The organism is Pseudacidovorax sp. NFM-22, assembly GCF_021401245.1.
Taxonomy (GTDB): domain Bacteria; phylum Pseudomonadota; class Gammaproteobacteria; order Burkholderiales; family Burkholderiaceae_C; genus Xenophilus.
Window position 1 is genome coordinate 522,496 of sequence record NZ_JACBFY010000005.1, and the last position, 20,122, is coordinate 542,617.

The 20,122-nt window shown below is 71.2% G+C and carries 18 protein-coding genes; 5 read left to right on the forward strand and 13 right to left on the reverse strand.

What is annotated here, in order from left to right:
* Window positions 1-51: 51 nt before the first annotated feature.
* On the forward strand, window positions 52-966 hold the full coding sequence (locus L0984_RS20005) for a LysR family transcriptional regulator (RefSeq protein WP_234195717.1): 915 nt from the start codon (window positions 52-54) through the stop codon (window positions 964-966).
* On the opposite strand, the gene L0984_RS20010 is transcribed toward L0984_RS20005, so the two are convergent.
* Both L0984_RS20010 and L0984_RS20015 read right to left on the reverse strand, forming a co-directional pair.
* Window positions 945-2,639, reverse strand: a complete 1,695-nt coding sequence (locus L0984_RS20010) for an ABC transporter ATP-binding protein/permease (protein WP_234195852.1) — start codon at window positions 2,637-2,639, stop codon at window positions 945-947. The genes L0984_RS20005 and L0984_RS20010 overlap by 22 nt on opposite strands.
* A gap of 209 nt (window positions 2,640-2,848) precedes the next feature.
* Window positions 2,849-3,049 (reverse strand): DUF3606 domain-containing protein, encoded by a 201-nt coding sequence (locus L0984_RS20015; protein WP_234195719.1) that lies wholly within the window; start codon window positions 3,047-3,049, stop codon window positions 2,849-2,851.
* Window positions 3,050-3,304: 255 nt separating this feature from the next.
* Between L0984_RS20015 and L0984_RS20020 the strand changes: the two genes are divergently transcribed.
* Window positions 3,305-4,462 (forward strand): acyl-CoA dehydrogenase family protein, encoded by a 1,158-nt coding sequence (locus L0984_RS20020; RefSeq protein ID WP_234195721.1) that lies wholly within the window; start codon window positions 3,305-3,307, stop codon window positions 4,460-4,462.
* A 39-nt stretch (window positions 4,463-4,501) separates the two neighbouring features.
* On the opposite strand, the gene L0984_RS20025 is transcribed toward L0984_RS20020, so the two are convergent.
* Complete coding sequence (locus tag L0984_RS20025) at window positions 4,502-5,470, reverse strand: Bug family tripartite tricarboxylate transporter substrate binding protein (RefSeq protein ID WP_234195723.1); 969 nt, start codon at window positions 5,468-5,470, stop codon at window positions 4,502-4,504.
* A gap of 174 nt (window positions 5,471-5,644) precedes the next feature.
* On the opposite strand from L0984_RS20025, the gene L0984_RS20030 reads away from it, so the two are divergent.
* The 3 genes from L0984_RS20030 to L0984_RS20040 all read left to right on the forward strand — a co-directional run bounded on the left by L0984_RS20030 (window position 5,645) and on the right by L0984_RS20040 (window position 8,735).
* Complete coding sequence (locus L0984_RS20030; RefSeq protein WP_234195724.1) at window positions 5,645-6,619, forward strand: NADPH:quinone oxidoreductase family protein; 975 nt, start codon at window positions 5,645-5,647, stop codon at window positions 6,617-6,619.
* Between the two features lie 11 nt (window positions 6,620-6,630).
* Window positions 6,631-7,401 carry an enoyl-CoA hydratase-related protein gene (locus tag L0984_RS20035; protein ID WP_234195726.1) on the forward strand — a complete coding sequence of 257 codons (771 nt, stop codon included), beginning with the start codon at window positions 6,631-6,633 and terminating at the stop codon, window positions 7,399-7,401.
* 197 nt (window positions 7,402-7,598) lie between these two features.
* Window positions 7,599-8,735 carry a CaiB/BaiF CoA transferase family protein gene (locus L0984_RS20040; RefSeq protein WP_234195728.1) on the forward strand — a complete coding sequence of 379 codons (1,137 nt, stop codon included), beginning with the start codon at window positions 7,599-7,601 and terminating at the stop codon, window positions 8,733-8,735.
* A gap of 74 nt (window positions 8,736-8,809) precedes the next feature.
* Here L0984_RS20040 and L0984_RS20045 read toward each other — a convergent pair whose 3' ends face one another.
* The 10 genes from L0984_RS20045 to L0984_RS20090 are packed head-to-tail and all read right to left on the reverse strand — an operon-like array spanning window position 8,810 to window position 20,018.
* Complete coding sequence (locus L0984_RS20045) at window positions 8,810-9,880, reverse strand: phosphotransferase family protein (RefSeq protein ID WP_370646110.1); 1,071 nt, start codon at window positions 9,878-9,880, stop codon at window positions 8,810-8,812.
* Window positions 9,877-11,154, reverse strand: a complete 1,278-nt coding sequence (locus L0984_RS20050) for an acyl-CoA dehydrogenase family protein (protein ID WP_234195730.1) — start codon at window positions 11,152-11,154, stop codon at window positions 9,877-9,879. Before L0984_RS20050 ends, L0984_RS20045 begins: the two co-directional genes overlap by 4 nt.
* 20 nt (window positions 11,155-11,174) lie before the next feature.
* Window positions 11,175-11,936 (reverse strand): SDR family NAD(P)-dependent oxidoreductase, encoded by a 762-nt coding sequence (locus tag L0984_RS20055; RefSeq protein WP_234195732.1) that lies wholly within the window; start codon window positions 11,934-11,936, stop codon window positions 11,175-11,177.
* 25 nt (window positions 11,937-11,961) lie between these two features.
* The gene (locus tag L0984_RS20060; protein WP_234195734.1) at window positions 11,962-14,124 is read right to left on the reverse strand and encodes a 3-hydroxyacyl-CoA dehydrogenase NAD-binding domain-containing protein; all 2,163 of its coding nucleotides are present in this window, start codon (window positions 14,122-14,124) and stop codon (window positions 11,962-11,964) included.
* 10 nt (window positions 14,125-14,134) lie between these two features.
* On the reverse strand, window positions 14,135-15,343 hold the full coding sequence (locus L0984_RS20065) for an acetyl-CoA C-acetyltransferase (RefSeq protein WP_234195736.1): 1,209 nt from the start codon (window positions 15,341-15,343) through the stop codon (window positions 14,135-14,137).
* Window positions 15,344-15,399: 56 nt separating this feature from the next.
* Window positions 15,400-16,431 (reverse strand): NAD(P)H-dependent flavin oxidoreductase, encoded by a 1,032-nt coding sequence (locus L0984_RS20070; protein ID WP_234195738.1) that lies wholly within the window; start codon window positions 16,429-16,431, stop codon window positions 15,400-15,402.
* 14 nt (window positions 16,432-16,445) lie between these two features.
* Window positions 16,446-17,318 (reverse strand): MaoC/PaaZ C-terminal domain-containing protein, encoded by an 873-nt coding sequence (locus tag L0984_RS20075; protein WP_234195740.1) that lies wholly within the window; start codon window positions 17,316-17,318, stop codon window positions 16,446-16,448.
* Between the two features lie 15 nt (window positions 17,319-17,333).
* Entirely contained in the window at window positions 17,334-18,149 is an 816-nt protein-coding gene (locus L0984_RS20080; protein WP_234195742.1) for an enoyl-CoA hydratase/isomerase family protein, read from the reverse strand.
* A complete protein-coding gene (locus L0984_RS20085) occupies window positions 18,146-19,219 on the reverse strand; it encodes a DUF7064 domain-containing protein (RefSeq protein ID WP_234195744.1) in 1,074 nt (357 codons plus the stop codon). Before L0984_RS20085 ends, L0984_RS20080 begins: the two co-directional genes overlap by 4 nt.
* Window positions 19,220-19,244: 25 nt before the next feature.
* A complete protein-coding gene (locus tag L0984_RS20090) occupies window positions 19,245-20,018 on the reverse strand; it encodes an SDR family NAD(P)-dependent oxidoreductase (RefSeq protein WP_234195746.1) in 774 nt (257 codons plus the stop codon).
* Window positions 20,019-20,122 lie beyond the last annotated feature (104 nt).

Sequence of the window (20,122 nt, forward strand, 5' to 3'; positions counted from 1 at the left end):
GATTAGAGAATCCGCCAGAATCTTCATGGGTCATGAAGCAGGAGATACAGAATGCGCGGATCGGAGTTTGCGGAGCTCAAGGCCTTCGCCGCCGTGGTCGAGCGCGCCAGCTTCGCGCGGGCCGCGGCGGCGCTCGGCCTCTCGCCCTCGGCCTTGAGCCAGACGATCCGGCAGCTCGAAACGCGCCTGGGCCAGCGGCTGCTGAACCGCACCACCCGCAGCGTGGCGCCGACGCAGGCCGGCGCCCGGCTCTACGAGCAGCTGGCACCGCTGCTGCAGTCGTTGTCGGCCGCCGTGGCCGAGGCGTCATCGGCCGCCGGGCAGATGGGCGGCGTCCTGCGGATCAACACGCTGGGCATGGCGGCACGGCAGCTCATCGCGCCCCGGCTCGACCGCTTCCATCGCGCGCACCCCGACGTGGTGCTGGACATCGTGGTCGACGATGCGCTCGGCGACATCGTCGCCGGCCGCTTCGACGCCGGCATCCGGGTGGGCGGCCGACTGGAGAAGGACATGGTCGCCGTCCGGCTGACGCCGGATATCCGCATGGTGGCCGTGGCCTCGCCCGACTACGTCTCGCGCCATGGCGCACCGGCCACCCCACAGGACCTGCACCACCACGCCTGCATCAACTGGCGGCTGGAGGCCGATGGCCGGGCCTACCGCTGGGAGTTCGAACGACGGCGCGAACGCCTGGAGATCGCCGTGACGGGGCCCCTGGTGACCAACGATGCCGGCCTGGGCCTCTCGGCCGCCCTGCAGGGCCTGGGCATCGCCTACGCCTTCGATCAGGAGAGCGTGGCCACGCTGCTGGCCGACGGGCGGCTGGTGCAGGTGCTGGCGGATTGGTCCATCACGCGGCCGGGCCTGTTTCTCTACCACCCGAGCCGGCGGCACATGCCGGCGCCGCTGCGCGCCTTCATCGACTGCCTGCTGGACCGCGATCAGCCCTCGCCGGCGGCATAGTCCCGCGCGCCGTGCATGCGCCACTCGCCGCCGCCCAGCAGTTCGAGCACATGCGTGTGGTAGCGCAGCACCGCTTGCCGGTGCGCGATGCTGACCATGGTGGCGCCCGTGTCGCGCAGGCGCTGGTAGAGCGCGGCCTCGGTGGCTGCATCGAGCGCGCTGGTGGCCTCGTCCAGGATGACCACGCGCGGCCGGCGGGCCAGCACGCGGGCGAAGGCCATGCGCTGCTGCTCGCCCATCGACAGCAGCTTCTCCCAGTCGTGGACGGCGTCGAGCCCGCCCACGCGCTCGGCCAGGCCGCCCAGGTGCGCGGCGTCGAGGATGTCCAGCAGCTGCGCGTCTGTGTGCTTCGATGCATCGGCGGGATAGAGGATCTGGCTGCGCAGCGTGCCCAGCTGCATGTAGGGCCGCTGCGGCAGGAAGAAGACCTGCTCGGGCGGCAGGGTGCGCACCGTGCCGCTGCCGTTGCGCCACAGGCCGGCCAGTGCGCGCAGCAGCGAGCTCTTTCCGCAGCCGCTGGGGCCCGCGATCATCAGACCCTCGCCCGGATTGAGGCGCAGCGAGAGGTCGCGGATCAGCAGCCGGTTGAACTGCGGCGTGTAGAGCGTCACGTTCTCCACGCACAACTCGTCGTTGCCGCATTCGCTCTGGATCTGGCCGGCCGGCGCGCTCGCCACCGCCACGGCCGAGGGCGCGCGCGTGCTGCCCGGCATCACCACGCCGGCGAGGGTGTGCAGGCGGTCGATGCCCGCCACGAAGCGGCTCAGGCCTTCGAAGTTGTCCACGATCAGGCCCACGGCACCGAGCACGGCGGCGAAGGCGCCGCCGGCCTGCACGGCGCGGCCCACTTCCAGGTTGCCAGCCAGCACCTCGCCCGCCAGGATGATGCTGGGCACCACCAGCGTCAGCTGACTGAAGGCGCGCTGGAAGAGATTGAGCGAGCGCTGCTTCTTGATGAGCCGACCGTAGTTGGAGAAGGCGGCCTGGAAGCGGTTGTCCAGCTCCACGCGCTCCTGCGCTTCGCCACGGTAGAAGGCGATGGATTCGGCGTTCTCGCGAAAGCGCATCAGCCCGAAGCGGAAGTCCGCCTCGCGCCGCAGCTGCCAGAAGTTGAGCCGGATGAGCGGCGCCCCGAAGACGTACAGCGCCACCACCGTGCCCACCGTGGCATAGATCGCCAGGAAGAGCACCAGCATCTTCGAGATGGACCACAGCACCGCGCTGAAAGCCACCAGCTGCATCAGCGAGCCGAGAAAGATCAGCGCGTAGTTGATGGAGCGGCCGGTGAAGGTGTTGATGTCCTCGCTGATGCGCTGGTCGGGGTTGTCCAAGTCCTGCCGGCTGCCCAGCTCGTAGTAGCGCCGCTGCTGCAGGTAGCCATCGAGGAAGCGGTGCGTGAGCCACCGGCGCCAGTGGTTGCCGAGGTAATCGCGCAGGTAGTAATAGCCGGCGTACATGGGCGCGGCGAAGGCCAGCACCACCAGGCTCCAGCGTACGGCGCTCCAGAAGCGGTCGGCATCGCGGGCGGCCAAGGCCGAGGTCATCTCGCCGGTGCGCGAGATCAGCATCACGGCCAGGTGCGTCTCGCACAACATCACCACCAGCAGCACGCCCAGCAGGCTCCAGGCCTTGACCCGCTGGTCCCCCACCCAGTAGGGGCGGGCCACTTCCATGAACTGACGCCACGCCGCCATCGAGAGCGTGGGGGCGCGGTGTCGGCGCTGCTTGTGGCTGCGGTCGCGGGGCTTGGGCGAAAGGTCAACGGGTTCGGGGGGCGCGATGGCGGACATCAGGCGTCTGAAGTCAGGGAGAGGAAGTGCAGCGCTCGCACGAAGGCGGCGCGGGCATGGGAGGCTTCAGACTCGGCCAGGGGCGGGTGCGCTCAGCAGCAGCCCAGGTGCGCCTGCACCGCACGGCCGTTCAGGCCGGCGCGGTCGACCGCGCCGATCAGGTGCTGCTCGTCGACGCCCAGTTCCTGGGCGTAGTGGCGGATCTCGGTGCGGTCGTTGACGTTGATGTCGGAGCGCTCGCTGCGACGCAGGGCGAAGGGCTCTTCGGCAAGGTACTTTTCCATGGAATGCATGACCGGCTCCCGGACGTTCGTGGGTGATCGAATGCCGACGATGATCCGGCCAGCCTGACATCCAGGCCCTGCGGACGGCGGCTGATGCCGTTGAAGTCCGCCGCCTACGCGCAGCGAAGGCGGCCATGCCGCTCGCAAGGCCTTCCGGCGCGGAGCCTTTGCCGCATGTGCGCCGGGACGCATTGCGAATCAAGTATGGTTCAACCAATTAGGTGCTAGCATGCCTGGCGTCCTTCTTCTTCTGCAAGCCCCGCCATGCACCAACCCCACTGGATGAATGCCGAGCTCGAGTCGCTGCGCGATGCCGCGCGGCGCTTCTACGAAACCGAACTGGTGCCGCACGAGCCGCGCTGGTGCGCCCAGCAGCATGTGGATCGCGAGGTCTGGTACAAGGCCGGCGCCGCCGGCCTGCTGTGCCCCGGCATCGCCGAGGCCTACGGTGGCGGCGGCGGCAGCTTCCTGCACGAGGCCGTGATCTTTGCCGAGCAGGCCCGTGCCATCGCCGGCGGCATGGGCAACTCGCTGCACAGCGGCATCGTGGCCCATTACGTCGAGAACTTCGCCAGCGAGGACCAGAAGCGCCGCTGGCTGCCGAAGATGGCCACCGGCGAGCTGGTCGGTGCGCTGGCCATGACCGAGCCGGGCACCGGCAGCGACCTGCAGTCCATCCGCACGCGGGCACTGCGCGATGGCGATCACTATGTGGTCGATGGGGCCAAGACCTACATCACCAACGGCACCAGCGCCGACCTGATCTGCCTGGTCGCCAAGACCGATCCGTCGCAGGGCGCGCGCGGCGTGTCCATCCTGGTGGTCGAGGCCGCGAAGGTGACGGGCCTGCGCCGCGGCCAGCCGCTGCACAAGATCGGCATGCATTCGCAGGACACCTGCGAGTTGTTCTTCGACGGCATGCGCGTGCCCTGCGAGAACCTGCTGGGGCCCGAGGAGGGCCAGGGCTTTCGGCAGCTGATGAAGGAGCTGGCGCGGGAGCGGCTGATCACCGCGCTGATGTCCCTGGCCTGCATGGAGCGCGCCATCGAGGAGACGCTGCGCTTCACCGCAGGCCGGCGCGTGTTCGGCCAGCCGCTGCTCGAGATGCAGAACACCCGCTTCAGGCTGGCGGAATGCGAGACCCAGGCCCACCTGGCGGGCGCCTTCGTCGACGACTGCGCCCGCCGCCTCCTGGCCGGCGCGCTGTCGCCCGCGACCGCCGCCATGGCCAAGTGGTGGGTCACCGACGCCTGCGGCAAGGTGGTGGACGAATGCCTGCAGCTGCACGGTGGCGCCGGCTACATGACCGAATACCCCATCGCCCGCCTGTACCAGAACGTGCGGGTGCACCGCATCCTGGCCGGCACCAACGAGATCATGAAGGAGCTGATCGCCCGCGACATGGCGCAGCGCGCGGTCTGACGCCGCGCCGCGCCGGGGCCCGGCCGGACGGCGCCGACGCTATTGCAGCTGGATCGCGCTCTTGCCCTTGATCCCCGCCCACTCGTCGTAGGCCTTGCGCATCACGGCGGCGAACTGCGTCGGCGTGATGGGCGTGGGCGGCTGCAGGCCGAAGCCGGCGATGCGCTCGCGCACGTCGGGCATCGCACCGGCCCGGCTGAAGGCATCGGCAAGGCGGTCGACCACCGGCTGCGGCGTCTTCGCGGGGGCGAACACGCCGGCGAAGGATTCGGCCGTCAGCCCGCCGATGCCCAGCTCCTGGAAGGTGGGCAGGTCCGGCAGCGAGGGAATGCGCCGCGCGCCGGTCGTGGCCAGCACGCGGATGCGCCCATCGGCAGCGAACTGCATGGCCGAGTAGCCCGACACCACGCCGGCATCCAGGCGCCCCGCGATCAGGTCGGGAATGATCGGCGCCTCTCCCTTGTACGGCACGTGGTTCAGGCTGAAGCCGCCGGCGCGCGAAATGATCTCGCCGAAGTAGTGCGAGGTCGAGGCATGGCCGGTGGTGCCGAAGCTCAGTGGCTTGGGGGCTTCCCGCGCGCGCTGCATGAATTCGGCCAGCGTGCGGGGCCCCTGTCCAGGCACGGCCCAGATGCCCGTGATCTCGTAGCAGCGCGCCACCGGCACGAAGTCGCGGAAGGGGTCGTAGTTCACCTGCGGCAGCAGCAGCGGATTCGTGACCAGCGCCGTCATGTTGAACAGCAGCGTGTAGCCGTCGGCCGGCGCGCGGGCCACGGCCTCGCTGCCGATCATCGAATTGGCACCGGGACGGTTGTCCACCACCACAGGCTGGCCGAGCAGCCCTTCCACCTTCTGCGCAAACATCCGCGCCACGGCATCGGTCTGCCCGCCCGGCGGGTAGGGAACGATCAACTTGATGGGACGGTCGGGGAAGGCCGGGGCCTGCGCACCGGCAGCGAAAGGGGCGATGCCGAGCAGGGCCAGGGTCTGGCGGCGAGAAATGGGCATGGGTGTCTCCGTCTTGAGGGGTGGCGCGCGGCCCGCGTGCGCCGCGCCCGCCAATGTTTCAAAGCAGGCGCGGCACGTCAATAGGTTCAACCATACGATTTATCGGCTAGCATCTTCGGGCCTACCCACCCGAGCTGACTGGCGGCGCCCGCGCCGCCCCGGAGACATCGCCCCATGAGAGCCCTGCAGGTTCCCGGCTACGGCCCCGACGACCGCATCACCCTCCTGACCCTGCCCCCGCCCCTGCCCGCGCCGGGCGAGGTGCGCATCCGCGTGCAGGCCTGCGGCATTTCCTACGTCGACCTGCTGCTTGCGCGCGGCGCCTACCAGGTGCGCCCGCCGCCGCCTTTCGTGCCAGGCAGCGAATACAGCGGCATCGTCGATGCCATCGGCGAGGGCACGGACACGCACCTGGCACCGGGCGACCCGGTCTGCGGCACGCGCCAGGGCGCCTGGGCGGAGTACATCTGCCTGCCGGCCGCACGCGCGCAGCCCCTGCCCTCCGGCATCGACCCGACGCTGGCTGCGGTGGCCAGCGCGTCGGCCTACACCGCGCTGTACGGCCTGCGCGAACGCGGGGCGCTGAAGGCCGGCGACACCCTGCTCGTGCTGGGCGCCGCCGGTGCCGTCGGCCATGCGGCGGTGCAGATCGGCCGGGCGCTCGGTGCACGCGTGCTCGCCCTGGCCTCCAGCGAAGCCAAGCGCGCCGCCGCGCGCGATGCCGGCGCCGACGCGGTGATCGACGGTGCCAGCGACGACTGGAAGGAGCAGGTCAAGCGCCTGGCCGTTCCGCGCGGCGTGGATGTGGTGTTCGACCCCGTGGGCGGCCCGGCCACCGATGCGGCCTTCCGCACCCTGGGCTGGGGCGGGCGGCACCTGATGGTCGGCTTCGCCGGCGGCGAGATCGGTGCCCTCAAGACCAACCTGGCTATCGTCAAGGGCGCTGCCCTGGTGGGGGTGGACGTGCGGCAGTTCGGCGAGCGCGAGCCGGCCCGCGCGGCAGCCCTGCTGCGCGAGAGCGTCGGCTGGTTCACCCAAGGCCGGGTGCGGCCCCTGGTCCGGCAGGTGCTGCCGGTCGAACGCTTCGACGAGGCGGCCACCCTGGCGCAGGAACGCCAGGGCGTGGGCCGCGTCGTCATCACCTTCTGAGGCGCGTCGCCATGCCCACTTCCGACACGCGCGGCGGCGTCCGCGTCGCCCGCCAGGACGCGCTGCTCTGCATCACGCTAGACCGTCCGGCCAAGCGCAATGCCGTGGACCGCGCCATGGCCGACGCCCTGGACGCGGCCTTGAACATGCTGGACGACGATCCCGCCCTGCGCGCAGGCGTGCTCGACGGCGGCCCGTCGGTCTTCTGCGCTGGCAGCGATCTGGCGGCGAAGGGCGACTACGTGACAGCCCGCGGTGGTGAATACGGCCTCATCCGCCGACGGCGGCGCAAGCCCCTCATCGCCGCCATCGAGGGGCTGGCGCTCGGCGGTGGGCTGGAGATCGCATTGGCCTGCGACATGGTGGTCGCGGCCCGCGATGCGCAGCTCGGCCTGCCCGAGGTCAAGCGTGGCGTGCTGCCCACCTGCGGTGCGCTGTTCCGCCTGCTGCAGGCACTGCCGCCCGCCATCGCGCGCGAGCTGGTGCTGACCGGCCAGCCCATCGACGGGGCCCGCGCCCATGCGCTGGGCCTGGTGAACCGTCTGAGCGAGCCGGGCCAGGCGCAGGCCGATGCGCGCGCCTTGGCCACACAGATCGCCGCCAATGCACCGCTTTCGGTCCAGGCCAGCCTGGAGGCCATGAACGGCCTTCTGGCCGCCGCCGACGCGGCGGGCTGGCAGGCCACCGAGGCCGCACTCGCACGCATCCGCGGCAGCGAGGACCTGGCCGAAGGCCTGCGCGCCTTCTTCGAGAAGCGGCCGCCCGTCTGGCAGGGCCGCTGAGCGATGCGCTGCGGCGGCCGTCCGCCGCTGCGGCGCCATCACGGCTTCGATGGCTTCGATGGCTTCGCAGCGCCCGTCGACAAGCCGCCGACGGCCATGTTAGATTTCCTTGGTCCAACCATTGATTTACGTCGACCGAACTCAGGAGACCCCATGTCCCTCTGCACATCCATCCCCGCCGCCGGAGCGCCCCGCTGATGCCCGGCCCGCTCCACGGCGTACGCGTGATCGAGATCGCCTCGATCGGCCCCGGCCCGCTGGCCGCCATGCTGCTGGCCGACATGGGGGCGGAAGTGATCCGCGTCGACCGCCCCGGCCCGGCCGCCGGCGCAGGCATGGTTCCGCCGCACCAGGACATCTCGCGCCGCGGCCGGCGCTCCATCGCGCTGGACATCAAGCAGGAGGCCGCCCGCGAGGTGCTGCTGCGACTGATCGACGGCGCCGACGTGGTGGTGGAGGGCTTCCGCCCCGGCGTGATGGAACGGCTGGGGCTGGGGCCCGACACCTGCCTGGCGCGCAACCCACGGCTGGTCTACGGCCGCATGACCGGCTGGGGCCAACAGGGGCCGCTGGCCGCGGCGGCGGGCCACGACATCAACTACATCGCGCTGGCGGGCGCGCTGGGCATGATCGGGACGCCCGAGGCACCGGTGGCGCCGCTCAATCTGGTCGGCGACTACGGCGGCGGCACCATGCTGCTGGCCTTCGGCATCGCCTGCGCGCTGTTCGAGGCGCGTGGCAGCGGTCAGGGCCAGGTGGTCGATGCGGCCATGGTCGATGGCGTGTCGCTGCTCATGACGCTGTTCCACAGCATGCAGGCCGCGGGCCGCAGCAAGCCGCGCGGCACCGGCGTGCTGGACGGCGGCAGCCACTTCTACGGCAGCTACCGCTGCGCGGATGGCGGCTGGATCTCGCTGGGCACCATCGAGCCGCAGTTCTACGCCCTGTTGCTGGAGAAGCTGGGCATCGAGGACCCCGCGGCCTGGCCGCAGCACGAGCCCAGCCGCTGGCCGGCACTGAAAGCCGAACTGGCGCGCCGGTTCGCCCAGAAGACACGCGACGAATGGTGCGCCCTGCTCGAAGGCACGGACGTGTGCTTCGCGCCGGTGCTGGCCCTGGACGAAGTGCCCCGCCATCCGCACCAGGTGGCGCGGGACGCCTTCTACACGCAGGACGGCCTGACGCAGCCGGCGCCGGCGCCGCGCTTCAGCCGCTCGGCGCCCGAACGGCCGCGCCCGCCGGTGTCCGCGGGCACGGACACCGACGCGATCCTGCGTGAACTCGGCTACGGCGACACGGAGATCGCGGCCCTGCGCGGCGCCGGCGCGGGCTGAACGGGCGCGGCCCCTCAGGGCTGCGCTTCACGAACCGTGCGGCACTCGGACGCTGCGGTTCGGCGCGGGCATCCTTAGCGCTCGATCCACCCGGCGGCACGCTGCAACAGGCCGCGCGCGGCGTGGTGCAGCCGCTCGCCGGTGGCCACCGGCGCGAGGCCGGCACAGGCCCGCGCATGCGTGCCCTCCAGCACGATGGCCAGCTTGTAGCAGGCCAGCACGGCATACCAGCGGAAGGCGGCAATGTCGCGCCGGGTGAAGCGGGCGTAGTGCTCGACCAGTTCCTCCTCGCGCACGAAGCCCTCCCACGGGGCGATGCTGAGCGTGAGGTGGTGCGAGCCGTCGGGCCGCGGCCAGGTGGCCAGCAGCCAGCCCAGGTCCAGCAGTGGATCGCCCACGGTGGACATCTCCCAGTCCACCACCGCGGCCAGCTCGCCGCTGTCGTGGCGGAACAGGACGTTGGACAGGTGGAAGTCCCCGTGCAGCAGCCCCGGCGCCGTGTCCGCCGGCTGATGGGCCTGCAGCCACTGGGCGATGGGCGCCACATCCGGCAGGCCCGCCGGCCCCGGCCAGCCGGCATGGGTGGCATAGCTTTCGAGCTGACGGCTCCAGCGCTGCACCTGTCGTGTCAGGAAGCCCTGAGGGCGGCCGAAGTCCGCCAGGCCCAGGGCCGTGGGATCGAGGTTGCCCAGCACCGCGATGGCCTCGGCCATGGCCAGGCCCATGCGCCGCCGCAGGTCGGGCCGCGCGGCATGCAGCGGCGGCAAACCGCCGGTGCCGGCGTTGAAGCCTTCGACCGCACGCATGACGAAGAAGGCGGTGCCCAGCACCTGCGTGTCGGCGCAGGCGGCGACCAGCGCGGGATGCGGGACGCCGCTGCCCGCCAGCGCGCCGAGCACGCGGGCCTCGCGCAGCATGGCCTGGTCGCTTTCGGGCCGGGGATGCGCGGGCGGCCGGCGCAGCACATAGGCCTGGCCGTCGCGCTCGAAGCGCAGGAGGATGTTCTGTGTGCCGCCGGTCAGCAGCCGGCAACCCTCCAGCGGCCCGCGGCCGACGCCCTGGCCATCGAGCCAGTCCTGGAGCCGATCCAGCGCAACCGGCAGGACTGCGGCGGCATCCGCAGCGATGTCGGCGCCCCTGCTCAGAGCGCCTCCCTGAAGCGCTCGCGCGCCTTCTGCGCCAGCGTGGGCAGGTGCTGGCTCGGGAACAGCTCGTCGCCCGGCCGGACCTGCGCCAGCAGCTCCTTGGCCAGGGTGATCTGGTGCACCTCGGTCGGGCCGTCGGCCAGCCCCATGACGTAGGACGCCAGCAGCTGGTCGAAGAAGGGCATCTCGTTGCTCACACCCAGCGAGCCGTGCACCTGGATGGCCCGCGACACGATGTCGTGCAGCACCTTGGGCATGGCGGCCTTGACGGCCGAGATGTCCTTGCGCACCTTCTTGTAATCGTCGTGCTTGTCGATCAGCCAGGCGGTGCGCATCACCAGCAGGCGGAACTGCTCCAGCTGGATCCACGAATCGGCCACCATGGCCTGCACCAGCTGCTTGTCGGCCAGGGTGCCGCGCCGGCTCGGGCGCGACACCGCCCGCTCGCACATCATGTCCAGCGCCTTGCGGGCCTCGCCGATGGTGCGCATGGCATGGTGGATGCGCCCGCCGCCCAGCCGCGTCTGCGCCACCAGGAAGGCGTCGCCCTGCCCGCCCAGCATGTGGTCCGCCGGCACGCGCAGGTCTTCGTAGGCGAGGTAGCCGTGGGCATGGCCCTGCGGCTTGCGGCCGGCCAGGTGCACATCGCGCACATGGCGCAGGCCCGGTGCGTCCGGGGGCACGATGAAGGCCGACAGCCGCCGGTGCGGCTTGGCCTCCGGATCGGTGACGGCCAGCGTGATGAAGAAGGCGGCGTAGTTGGAGCTGGAGGCGAACCACTTCTGGCCGTTGAGCACCCAGTCGCCACCCTCGCGCCGGGCGGTGGTGCGGATCAGCGTCGGGTCGGCGCCGCCGTGCGGCTCGGTCATGGCGAAGCTGGAGACGATCTCGTTGGCCAGCAGCGGTTCGAGCCAGCGGCGCTTCTGCGCGGGCGTGCCGTAGTGCGCCAGGATCTCGGCATTGCCGGTATCGGGCGCCTGGCAGCCGAAGACGGTAGGCGCATAGGCCGAGCGCCCGAGGATCTCGTTGAGCAGGGCCAGCTTGACCTGACCGTAGCCCGGTCCGCCCAGGGCCGGCCCCAGGTGACAGGCCCACAGGCCGCGGGCCTTGACCTGCGCCTGCAGCGGCCGGACGAGGCGGTTGCGCAGCGGATCCTGCACCGCATAGGGGCTGACGAGCACATGCTCGAGCGGCTCGACCTCTTCGCGCACGAAGCGGTCCACCCAGTCCAGCTGCTGCTGGAAGTCGGAATCGGTCTCGAAGTCCCAGGCCATCGCGTTCTCTCCTGCTGCTGTCAGGCCGTCAGGCCGCCGTCCACCGCAATGGTGTGGCCCACGACATAGGCCGCGAGCGGCGACGCCAGGAACATCGCCACGGCGGCGATGTCCTGCGGCGTGCCGATGCGCGCGGCGGGTATGCGCTGCAGGGTGGCCTGCAGGCGCTGCGGATTGCGGGTGGTCACGCGCGTGAGCTTGGTGTCCACCAGGCCCGGTGCGATGCCGTTCACGCGGATGCCGTCGGGCGCCAGGGCCACGCCCAGCGTGCGGGTGAGGTTGATCGCCGCCGCCTTGGAGGCGGCATAGGCCGGATTGCCGACGGCCGACCTGTAGCCCGAGACCGAGCTCACGACGACCACGGCGCCGCCCGCCGCCTTGAGCGGCCCGTGCAGATGCATGCAGCAGCCCATCACGCTGTGGAGGTTGACCTCGACCACGCGGCGGAAGGTGTCGAGGTCGAACTCGGCCCGGCCGTACTCGACGATGCCCTGCGACAGCACCAGCACGTCCAGCCGGTCGAAAAGCGGCGTCCAGGCGCCGATGGCCCGCACATCGCCCACGTCCACCTGCGAGAAGTGCAGGCCCTGCAGATCGCTGCCCTCCTCGGCCCGGTAGTCCTCGGCGCGCGCACGGGTGCCCCACACGTGCACCTGCGCGCCCGCCGCGCGAAAGGCCTGCGCGATGCCGTTGCCGATGCCGCTGGTGCCGCCCACCACGAGCACGCGCTGGCCGTCGAAGCGAAGGCCGTGCGAGCCGGGCTGTGTCGAGGCGGGGTTCACGCCGAGTCGCCCGCAGGCCGTCCGTTCACTCGAAGCGCTCGTTGCGCTCGGCCTTGCTCAGCAGCAGCGCCGGGGGCTCGAAGCGCTCGCCGTACTTCTGCGCGAGCGCCATGGCCCGCTCGGCGAAGGCCCGGGTGCCGACCATGTTGACGAACTGCAGCGTGCCGCCCGTCCAGCGCGGAAAACCGATGCCCAGGATGGAGCCGATGTTGGCGTCGCGCGCCGTCTCGACCACGCCCTCCTGCATGGCGCGGATCGACTCGATGGCCTGCGCATACAGCAGGCGGTCCTGCAGGTCCTCCATGGGCACGTCGGCACCGCCCTTGCCGTACTCCGCCGCCAGGCCCGGCCAGAGCCGCTTGGGCCCGTCCGCCGGATAGTCGTAGAAGCCCCCGCCGCCCGCGCGCCCCGGCCGCTTCAGGCCGTCGACCATGCGCTCGATCACCGCCCACGCCGGATGCTGCGGCAGCGGCTGGCCTTCGGCCGCCAGGTCCGCCTCGGTCTGGCGGCGCATGGACATCGCCAGCGCCATCGAGGTCTCGTCCATCACGGCCAGCGGCCCGACCGGCATGCCCACGGCCAGGGCCGCGTTCTCGATGACCTCCGCCGCCACGCCCTCGGCCAGCATCGCGGCGCCCTCCTTGGTGAACATGCCGAACACGCGGCTGGTGAAGAAGCCGCGCGCATCGTTGACCACGATGGGCGTCTTGCCGATCTGCTGCACGAAGTCCAGCGCCCGCGCGAGCGTCTCGGCCGAGGTCCTGCGGCCCTTGATGACCTCCACCAGCGGCATGCGGTCCACTGGCGAGAAGAAGTGCAGGCCGATGAAGTTCTCCGGCCTTTCGGAGGCCTCGGCCAGTCCGCTGATGGGCAGCGTGGACGTGTTGGAGGCGAAGATGCCGCCGGGGGCGAGCATGGGCTCGGCCTCGCGCGTCACCTGGGCCTTGAGCGGCCGGTTCTCGAACACGCCCTCCACGATCAGCTCGCAGCCCGCCAGGTCGGCGGCATCGCCCGTCGGCGTGATCCGCGCCAGCTGCGCATCGCGCTTCTCGGGCGCCAGGGCGCCCTTGGCGACGCGCTTGTCGAGGTTGGCCGCGACGCGCTCGAGGCCCTTGCGCGCCTGCTCGGCCGTCGCGTCCTTGAGCACGGCGGCAATGCCCCGCGCCGCGCACACCTGGGCAATGCCCGACCCCATCAGCCCCGCGCCGAGGATGCCGATGCGGCCGACCGTGCCGGTGGGGACGCCGGCCGGTCGCCCCTTGCCGGACTTCACCTCGTTCATCTGGAAGAAGAAGGTGGTGATCAGGTTCTTGGCCACCGGCCCGGTGGCCAGGCCCACGAAGTGCCGGCTCTCGATGCGCGTGGCGGTGTCGAAGTCCACCACCGCGCCTTCGACCGCGGCCGACATGATGGCCAGCGGCGCCGGATAGCGCCCACGCGTCTTCTTCATCAGCAGCACCGGCGCCGTCCGCAGGTAGGTCAGCGAGGCCGGCGCGGTGGCCGTGGCGCCGGGCAGGCGCCAGCCCTTGCGGTCCCAGGGTTGCGCCGGGGCGGGGTTGGCCGCGATCCACTGCCGCGCCAGCGCCATCAGCACGTCGGCGTCGGCGGCCACGCCATCGATCAGTTTCATTGCCTGCGCGCGCGCCGGGTCGAAGGTGGTGCCGTCGACGAGCAGCGGCATCGCCGCCTCGAGCCCGAGCATGCGCACCAGCCGCACCACGCCGCCACCGCCAGGCAGCAGGCCCAGGCCTGACTCGGGCAGCCCCAGCATCAGCCGCGGGTCATCGAGGGCGAAGCGCGCATGGCAGGCCAGGCACAGCTCGAAGCCGCCGCCGAGCGCCGTGCCGTTGATGGCGGCCACCACGGGCCGGCCCAGCGTCTCCAGCCGGCGCAGCACCGCCTTCATGGCCTGCGAGCGCTCGTACAGCGCCGCCTTGCCGTCCGGTCCCACGGCCAGCAGGCTGTTCAGGTCGCCACCGGCGAAGAAGGTCTTCTTGGCCGAGCTGAGGATGACGCCGGTGATGCTGTCGATCTCGGCGGCGATGCGGTCCACGGCCGCTGCATAGGCGCTGCGGAACACCGTGTTCATGGTGTTGGCCGACTGGCCGGCCATGTCGAAGGTCAGGGTGACGACGCCGCTGGCGTCCTTGTCCCAGCGGATGGCTTCCTGGATGTAGTCCTGGCTCACGGCGATCTCCTCAGACGCGTTCGATGATGGTGGCGATGCCCATGCCGCCAGCGACGCAGGCGGTAACCAGGCCGCGCCGCAGCTGCCGGCGCTCCAGTTCGTCCAGCAGCGTGCCCATCAGCATGCAGCCGGTCGCGCCCAGCGGATGGCCCATGGCGATGGCGCCGCCGTTGACGTTGACCCGGGCCGGGTCCACATCCATCTCTTCGAGGAAGCGCAGCACCACCGACGAGAAGGCCTCGTTGATCTCGATCAGGTCGATGTCGCCCATCGCCAGGCCCGCCTTGCGCAGGGCCATTCGCGTGGCGGGCGCGGGGCCGGCCAGCATGAGCGTGGGCTCGGTGCCGAGCGCCGCCACCGACACGATGCGCGCGCGCGGCACCAGGCCCAGCGCGCGGCCATGGTCTTCGCTGCCCACCAGCATCAGCGCTGCACCGTCGACGATGCCCGAAGAGTTGCCGCCGGTGTGCACATGGTCGATGCGGGCGAGCTGCGGGTACTTCATGAGGGCCAGCGCGTCGAAGCCGCCCTGCTCGCCCATGGCCTGGAACGAGGGCCTGAGCGCGCCCAGCTTCTCCAGCGTGGTGTCGGGACGGATGGCCTCGTCCTCGGCCAGGATCGTGAGGCCGTTGGCGTCCTTCACCGGCACGAGGGAGCGCGCGAAGCGGCCCTCGGCACGCGCCTGCGCCGCGCGCTGGTGCGAGGCCAGGGCATAGCGGTCCACGTCTTCGCGGCTGCGCCTGTCCAGCGTGGCCAGCAGGTCGGCCGCCACGCCGGTGGGCACGGGCTTGAGCTGGAACACCATCTCGGGCTTGGTGTCGCGCGGGCCGGGGGCGCCGCCCATGGAGATGCGCGACATCGACTCCACGCCGCCGGCCACGATCAGCGACTCCCAGCCCGAGCGGACCTTGGCGGCGGCGATGTTGATGGCCTCCAGGCCCGAGCCGCAGTAGCGGTCCAGCTGCACGCCGGGCACCTGCAGATCCCAGCCTGCGCGCAGGGCGGCGGTCTTGGCGATGCAGCCGCTCTGCTCGCCATAGGGCATCACGCAGCCGATGAGGGCGTCCTCGACGGCGGCGGTGTCCAGGTCGTTGCGCTGCTGCAGCGCCTGCATCAGGCCGGCCAGCAGGTCGACCGGGTTGACCTCGTACAGGCTGCCATCGGGACGGCCGCGCCCGCGCGGCGTGCGGATGGCGTCGAAGATCATCGCTTCGTTCATGGGAATCCTCGTAGGGGCTGGATGAAGGGAAAGGCGCGCCAGGAGAGGCGCCGCATTCAGGCGCTGCGCACGGTGCCGGCAGGACGAACCGACATGGCGGCCTCGTCCACGTCGTCACTGGCCGCCAGTGCCGCCGCTGCCGACAGGCGCTCGCGGCATTCGCGGGCCATGCGCGCCAGCAGGTCGGCGCATGAGGGGACGTCGTCCACCAGGCCGACCACCTGGCCGGCCCACACCACGCCGTCGTCGACGGCGCCGGACTGGAGCGTGGCGCGCCCGCGGGCGCCGGCCACCAGCGGACGCAGGTCGTCGAAGCTGCAGCCGCCGGGGCGGCTCTCGAGCGCAATCACCTCTTCGCTGACGGCGTTGCGCAGCACCCGGGCGGTGTTGCGCAGCGTGCGGAACATGAGCCGGGTGTCGGTCTCCCGCGCGGCAAGCAGGGCCTGCTTGATGTGGGCATGCACGGGCGCTTCCTGCGTGGCGACGAAGCGGGTGCCCATGTTGACGCCCTCGGCGCCCAGCGCCAGGGCCGCCGCCATGCCGGCGCCGGTGGCGATGCCGCCGGAGGCGATCACGGGAACGCGCAGGGCCCGCACCGCGGCCGGGATGAGCACCAGGCCGGGCACGTCGTCCTCGCCGGGATGGCCTGCGCATTCGAAGCCGTCGATGCTCACCAGGTCCACACCGCGCTTCTCGGCCGCCAGCGCGTGGCGCACCGAGGTGCACTTGTGGATGATCGTGATGCCCGCGCCCTTGAGCCGGTCGAAGATTTCGGCCGGCACGTTGCCCGCCGTCTCCACCACGCGTCCGCCCCGCGCCACGATCACCTCGAAGATGCGCTCGTAGGGCGGCGGGTTCATGGTGCGCAGCATGGTCACGTTGACGCCGAAGGGCCGGTCCGTCATGCCGCGGCAGCGCTCGATCTCGCGCCCGAGGTCTTCGGGGGTGGGCTGGGTCAGTGCGCTGAGGGTGCCCAGGCCGCCGGCGTTGCTGACGGCCGAGGCCATCTCGGCCGTGCCGACCCACTGCATGCCGCCCTGGATGATCGGCAGCCGGATGCCCAGGGCTGCTGTGACGCGTGTCTTCATGGAAACGCAACCGCTCATGCGCGGAGCGTGACGCGCCCGTGGCTCAACACGACGACGTCGCGCGCCGGCACGCGGGCGCGCAGGGCCAGCTCGCCGGCGCCCAGCTCCCAGAAGTCGACGGCCAGCGTCTCGCCCGGGAACACGGGCGAGGACAGCCGCGCCCGCAGGCCCGTGAGGCGCGCCGGATCGCCATCGCAGAAGTGCTGCACGGCGGCGAGGCCGGCCATGCCCCAGGTGGCCAGGCCGTGCAGGATGGGCCGCGGAAAGCCCGAGCGCGTGGCCACGGCCGGGTCGATGTGCAGCGGATTCAGGTCGCCGGACAGGCGGTAGAGCGCTGCCGCATCGGCCCGCGTCGCCACCGTCACGCTGAGGTCGGGCGCCGTGTCGGGCACGGCGGCCGGGGCCGGGGCCGGCGCGTCGCTGGCCGCGCCGGGCGCAAAGCCTCCGTTGCCCCGCAGGAACAGCACCTGCTCGCAGGTGGCCAGCCGCTGGCCGGTGGCCTCGTCGGTCAGCACCTTTTCGACATGCATCACGGCGCCCTTGCCCTCCCCCTTGTCGACGAGGCGGGTGACGCGGCTGCGGCCGACGAGCGCTGCCGCCGGCGGCAGCGGCGCATGCAGCGTGACGGCCTGCTCGCCATGCACCAGCTTCAGGAAGTCGATGCCCAGTTCGGCGCGCTCGCGCATCCATGAACCGGGCGACGCCAGCACCGCCGCCATGGTGGGCAGCGCCGCCAGTTCCTTCTCGTAGATGAATCGCAGCTGCTGCGCGTCGAGCGGATCGGCGCCCGCGCCGAGGCCGAGGGCGTAGAGGATGCAGTCCTTGGGGGTGTAGGTCTGGCGCACGTCGCCGGAATTCCAGGCACGGGTCTTGTCGGGATCGATCATGGGAAAAGCGCCGGTTCAGGCGTCGTTGGCGGAAGGGGAAGCCGGCCACTGGAACTGGGCCGGCTCCTTGTGGGCGAAGCGGCGCACGGCCTCGGCCACGTAGTCGCTCGCGGCGACGACGGGGTTGGACAGCACCTCCAGGTCGAGCATGGCGCCGAGCCCGCTTTGCAGCGAGGCCTGCAAGGCCCGCTTGCTCAGGCGCATGGCCACCGGCGATGCGCCGCCGAAGCTCTGCGCGATGGCCAGGGCGCGCGGCAGCAGCGCCGCAGGCGCGAGCACCTCCAGCGCCAGGCCCATCTGCCGCGCCTCGTCGGCACCGAATTCGCGCGCGGAGAAGATCAGCTCCTTGGCCCTTTGCAGACCGACGACGCGCGGGAGCGTGTACCAGGCGCCCAGGTCCGGCACCATGCCCACGCGATGGAAGGCCATGGCCAGCCGTGCACGGCGGCTGACGAGCACGATGTCGGCCGTGAGGGCCAGGCTGAGCCCCGCGCCGAAGGCCACGCCATCGATGGCGGCGACGAGCGGCTTGTCCAGGCCGAGCAGGGTTTCGGTCAGCATCCGGTAGCGCTGCATGCCGGCCAGGCGCTGCTCGGCCGTGCGCGGGCCGGCATCGGCCATGACCTTGAGGTCGCCCCCGGCGCAGAAGTCGCCGCCCGCACCGGCCAGCACCACGGCGCGCACCGCATCGTCCTGCTGGGCGTCGCGCAGCGCGGCGGTGAGCGCTTCGGCCAGGGCCGGGCTGAGCGCGTTGCGGCTGCCGGGACGGTCGAGGGTGAGCACGGCGACAGCGGCCTCGCGGCCCACCTGCAGGCCGTGGGTGTCGCTCACCGGGCGGGCTCCGGCGTTGCCGCGGTGGCGGTGGCGCGGTGGGCTTCGGAGGCGGGGACCCCGTCTTCCATGAGGTCGCAGAACTCGGCCATGCCCAGCACCGTTCGGTCGCCACAGCGCCATTCGGTCAGGCTCTCCGTGATCCGGGTGTAGCTGCGCCAGTCGCTGCTGCCGCGGCGCTTGTGGCGCAGCGGCACGGTGCGCAGGACCCTGCCCTGCAGGACATAGACACCCTGGGCGGTGGTGACGGTGGCGGTCACCGCACGCGGGTACCAAGCCTCGTCGTACGCCGCCTCGATGTGGCCATCGATGACCGGTTCGTAGACGCCGCCGCGCAGCACGTTGCCGCTGATGCAGTGCGGTCCGCCCTCGGGCCGGCCCTTGATCGACAGCAGAACGCCGAAGTCGCGGTCGAAGGTGGCGGGGATCCACTTGTACCAAAAGAAGCTGTGCCAATGCCGCGGGCCCCAGGACTTGTCGCGGTAGCCGGTGCCGCGCACGATGTGGTGGCGCTGCCCGTCCACCGTGATGTGGCCGGTGACGGCGAGGTTCTGCTCGGTGTGGCCACGGTAGACCGACAGGTCCGGGTCGACGTCGATGGGCCGGCCGTCGAGGGTGACGATCTCGCCGCCGTGCATGGGCGAGATGCCCTCGAAGTCCAGCACGAAGCTGCCGGGCCTCTTCGGATAGGTCTTGAAGGCCCGGCTCGGATCGGCCATGGCCAGGGGATCGTCCATGATGAGCAGCTCGCCCGTGTAGCTGCAGCGCAGATGGCGGAAGGGCTCGATCACCTCGAAACGCATGCCGCCCGCGTCCATGGCGTCGTTGTTGTCGATGGCCGGCCGCCCGAACATGAACGCCACCCGCCCGTCGGGCAGGTAGATGCAGCAGGTCATCTCTGCGTGGCCCTCGTTGGGCCGGTTGCCCAGCCGGAACCAGGTGCCGATGCCCGCGACCGTGTCGAAGGCATTGAAGTACATGCTTTCGTTGTAGTTGCCTGCGGCTTCGGGCGTGTGGGTGTATTCGTCCCGGGGATCGAGACGCAGACGCGTGTCGGGGGGCATGTACATGGGGGCTCCTGACGGGTCGCGGCGCTCAGAGGCTGATGTGGAAGCCGCCGTTGACGCCGATGTGCTGGCCGGTCATGTAGCTGCCTGCATCGGACAGCAGGAAGGCCAGCATGCGCACCGCCTCCTCGGCGGTGGACCAGCGGCCCAGGGGAATCTGCGCCAGCATGCCGTCCTTGAACTTCTCGCCGCGCACCACTTCGGTCATGGGCGTTTCCACCACGCCGAAGCAGATGGAGTTGGTGCGGATGTTGTAGCGGCCCCATTCGCGGGCGGCGGTCATCGTCATGCCCAGCAGGCCGGCCTTGGCGGCGGCGTAGTTGATCTGGCCGATGGAACCCTTGCGGCCAGCGTCCGAAGAGATGTTGATGATCGAACCGCCGCGGGTGTCGCCGCCGCGCGACCGCGCCACCATGTGCCGGCCCACGGCCTGCAGCCAGTAGAAGCTGCCGGTGAGGTGCACGTCGATCACGTCCTTCCATTGCTGGTCGGTCATCTTCTCGATCATGGCCGGGCGCGTGATGCCGGCGTTGTTGACCAGGCCGTGCAGCGCGCCGAAGCGCTCCACCGCCTCGTCCACGGCGCGGGTGGCCAGCGCGGCGTCTGTCACGCTGCCGACCACCGTCATCACCCGGTCGGCGGGCAGCTCGGCCATGGCGGAGCGCAGGCCGTCGCCGTTCATGTCCACCGCCACCACGCGGCCATCGAGCTGAACGATCAGCTCGGTCAGCGCCTTGCCGATGCCCTGGCCGGCGCCGGTGACGACGACCGTGCGGTCCTGCAGAGTGACGATAGGGTTCATGAGTCGGTGCTCCATTTTGTTTGGTTGAACCAATGTTAGATGTTGGCAGATTCAGACGTCAACGGTCGTCCCGGTGGCCGGCCCGCGCATCTGTCGCGTCCGTG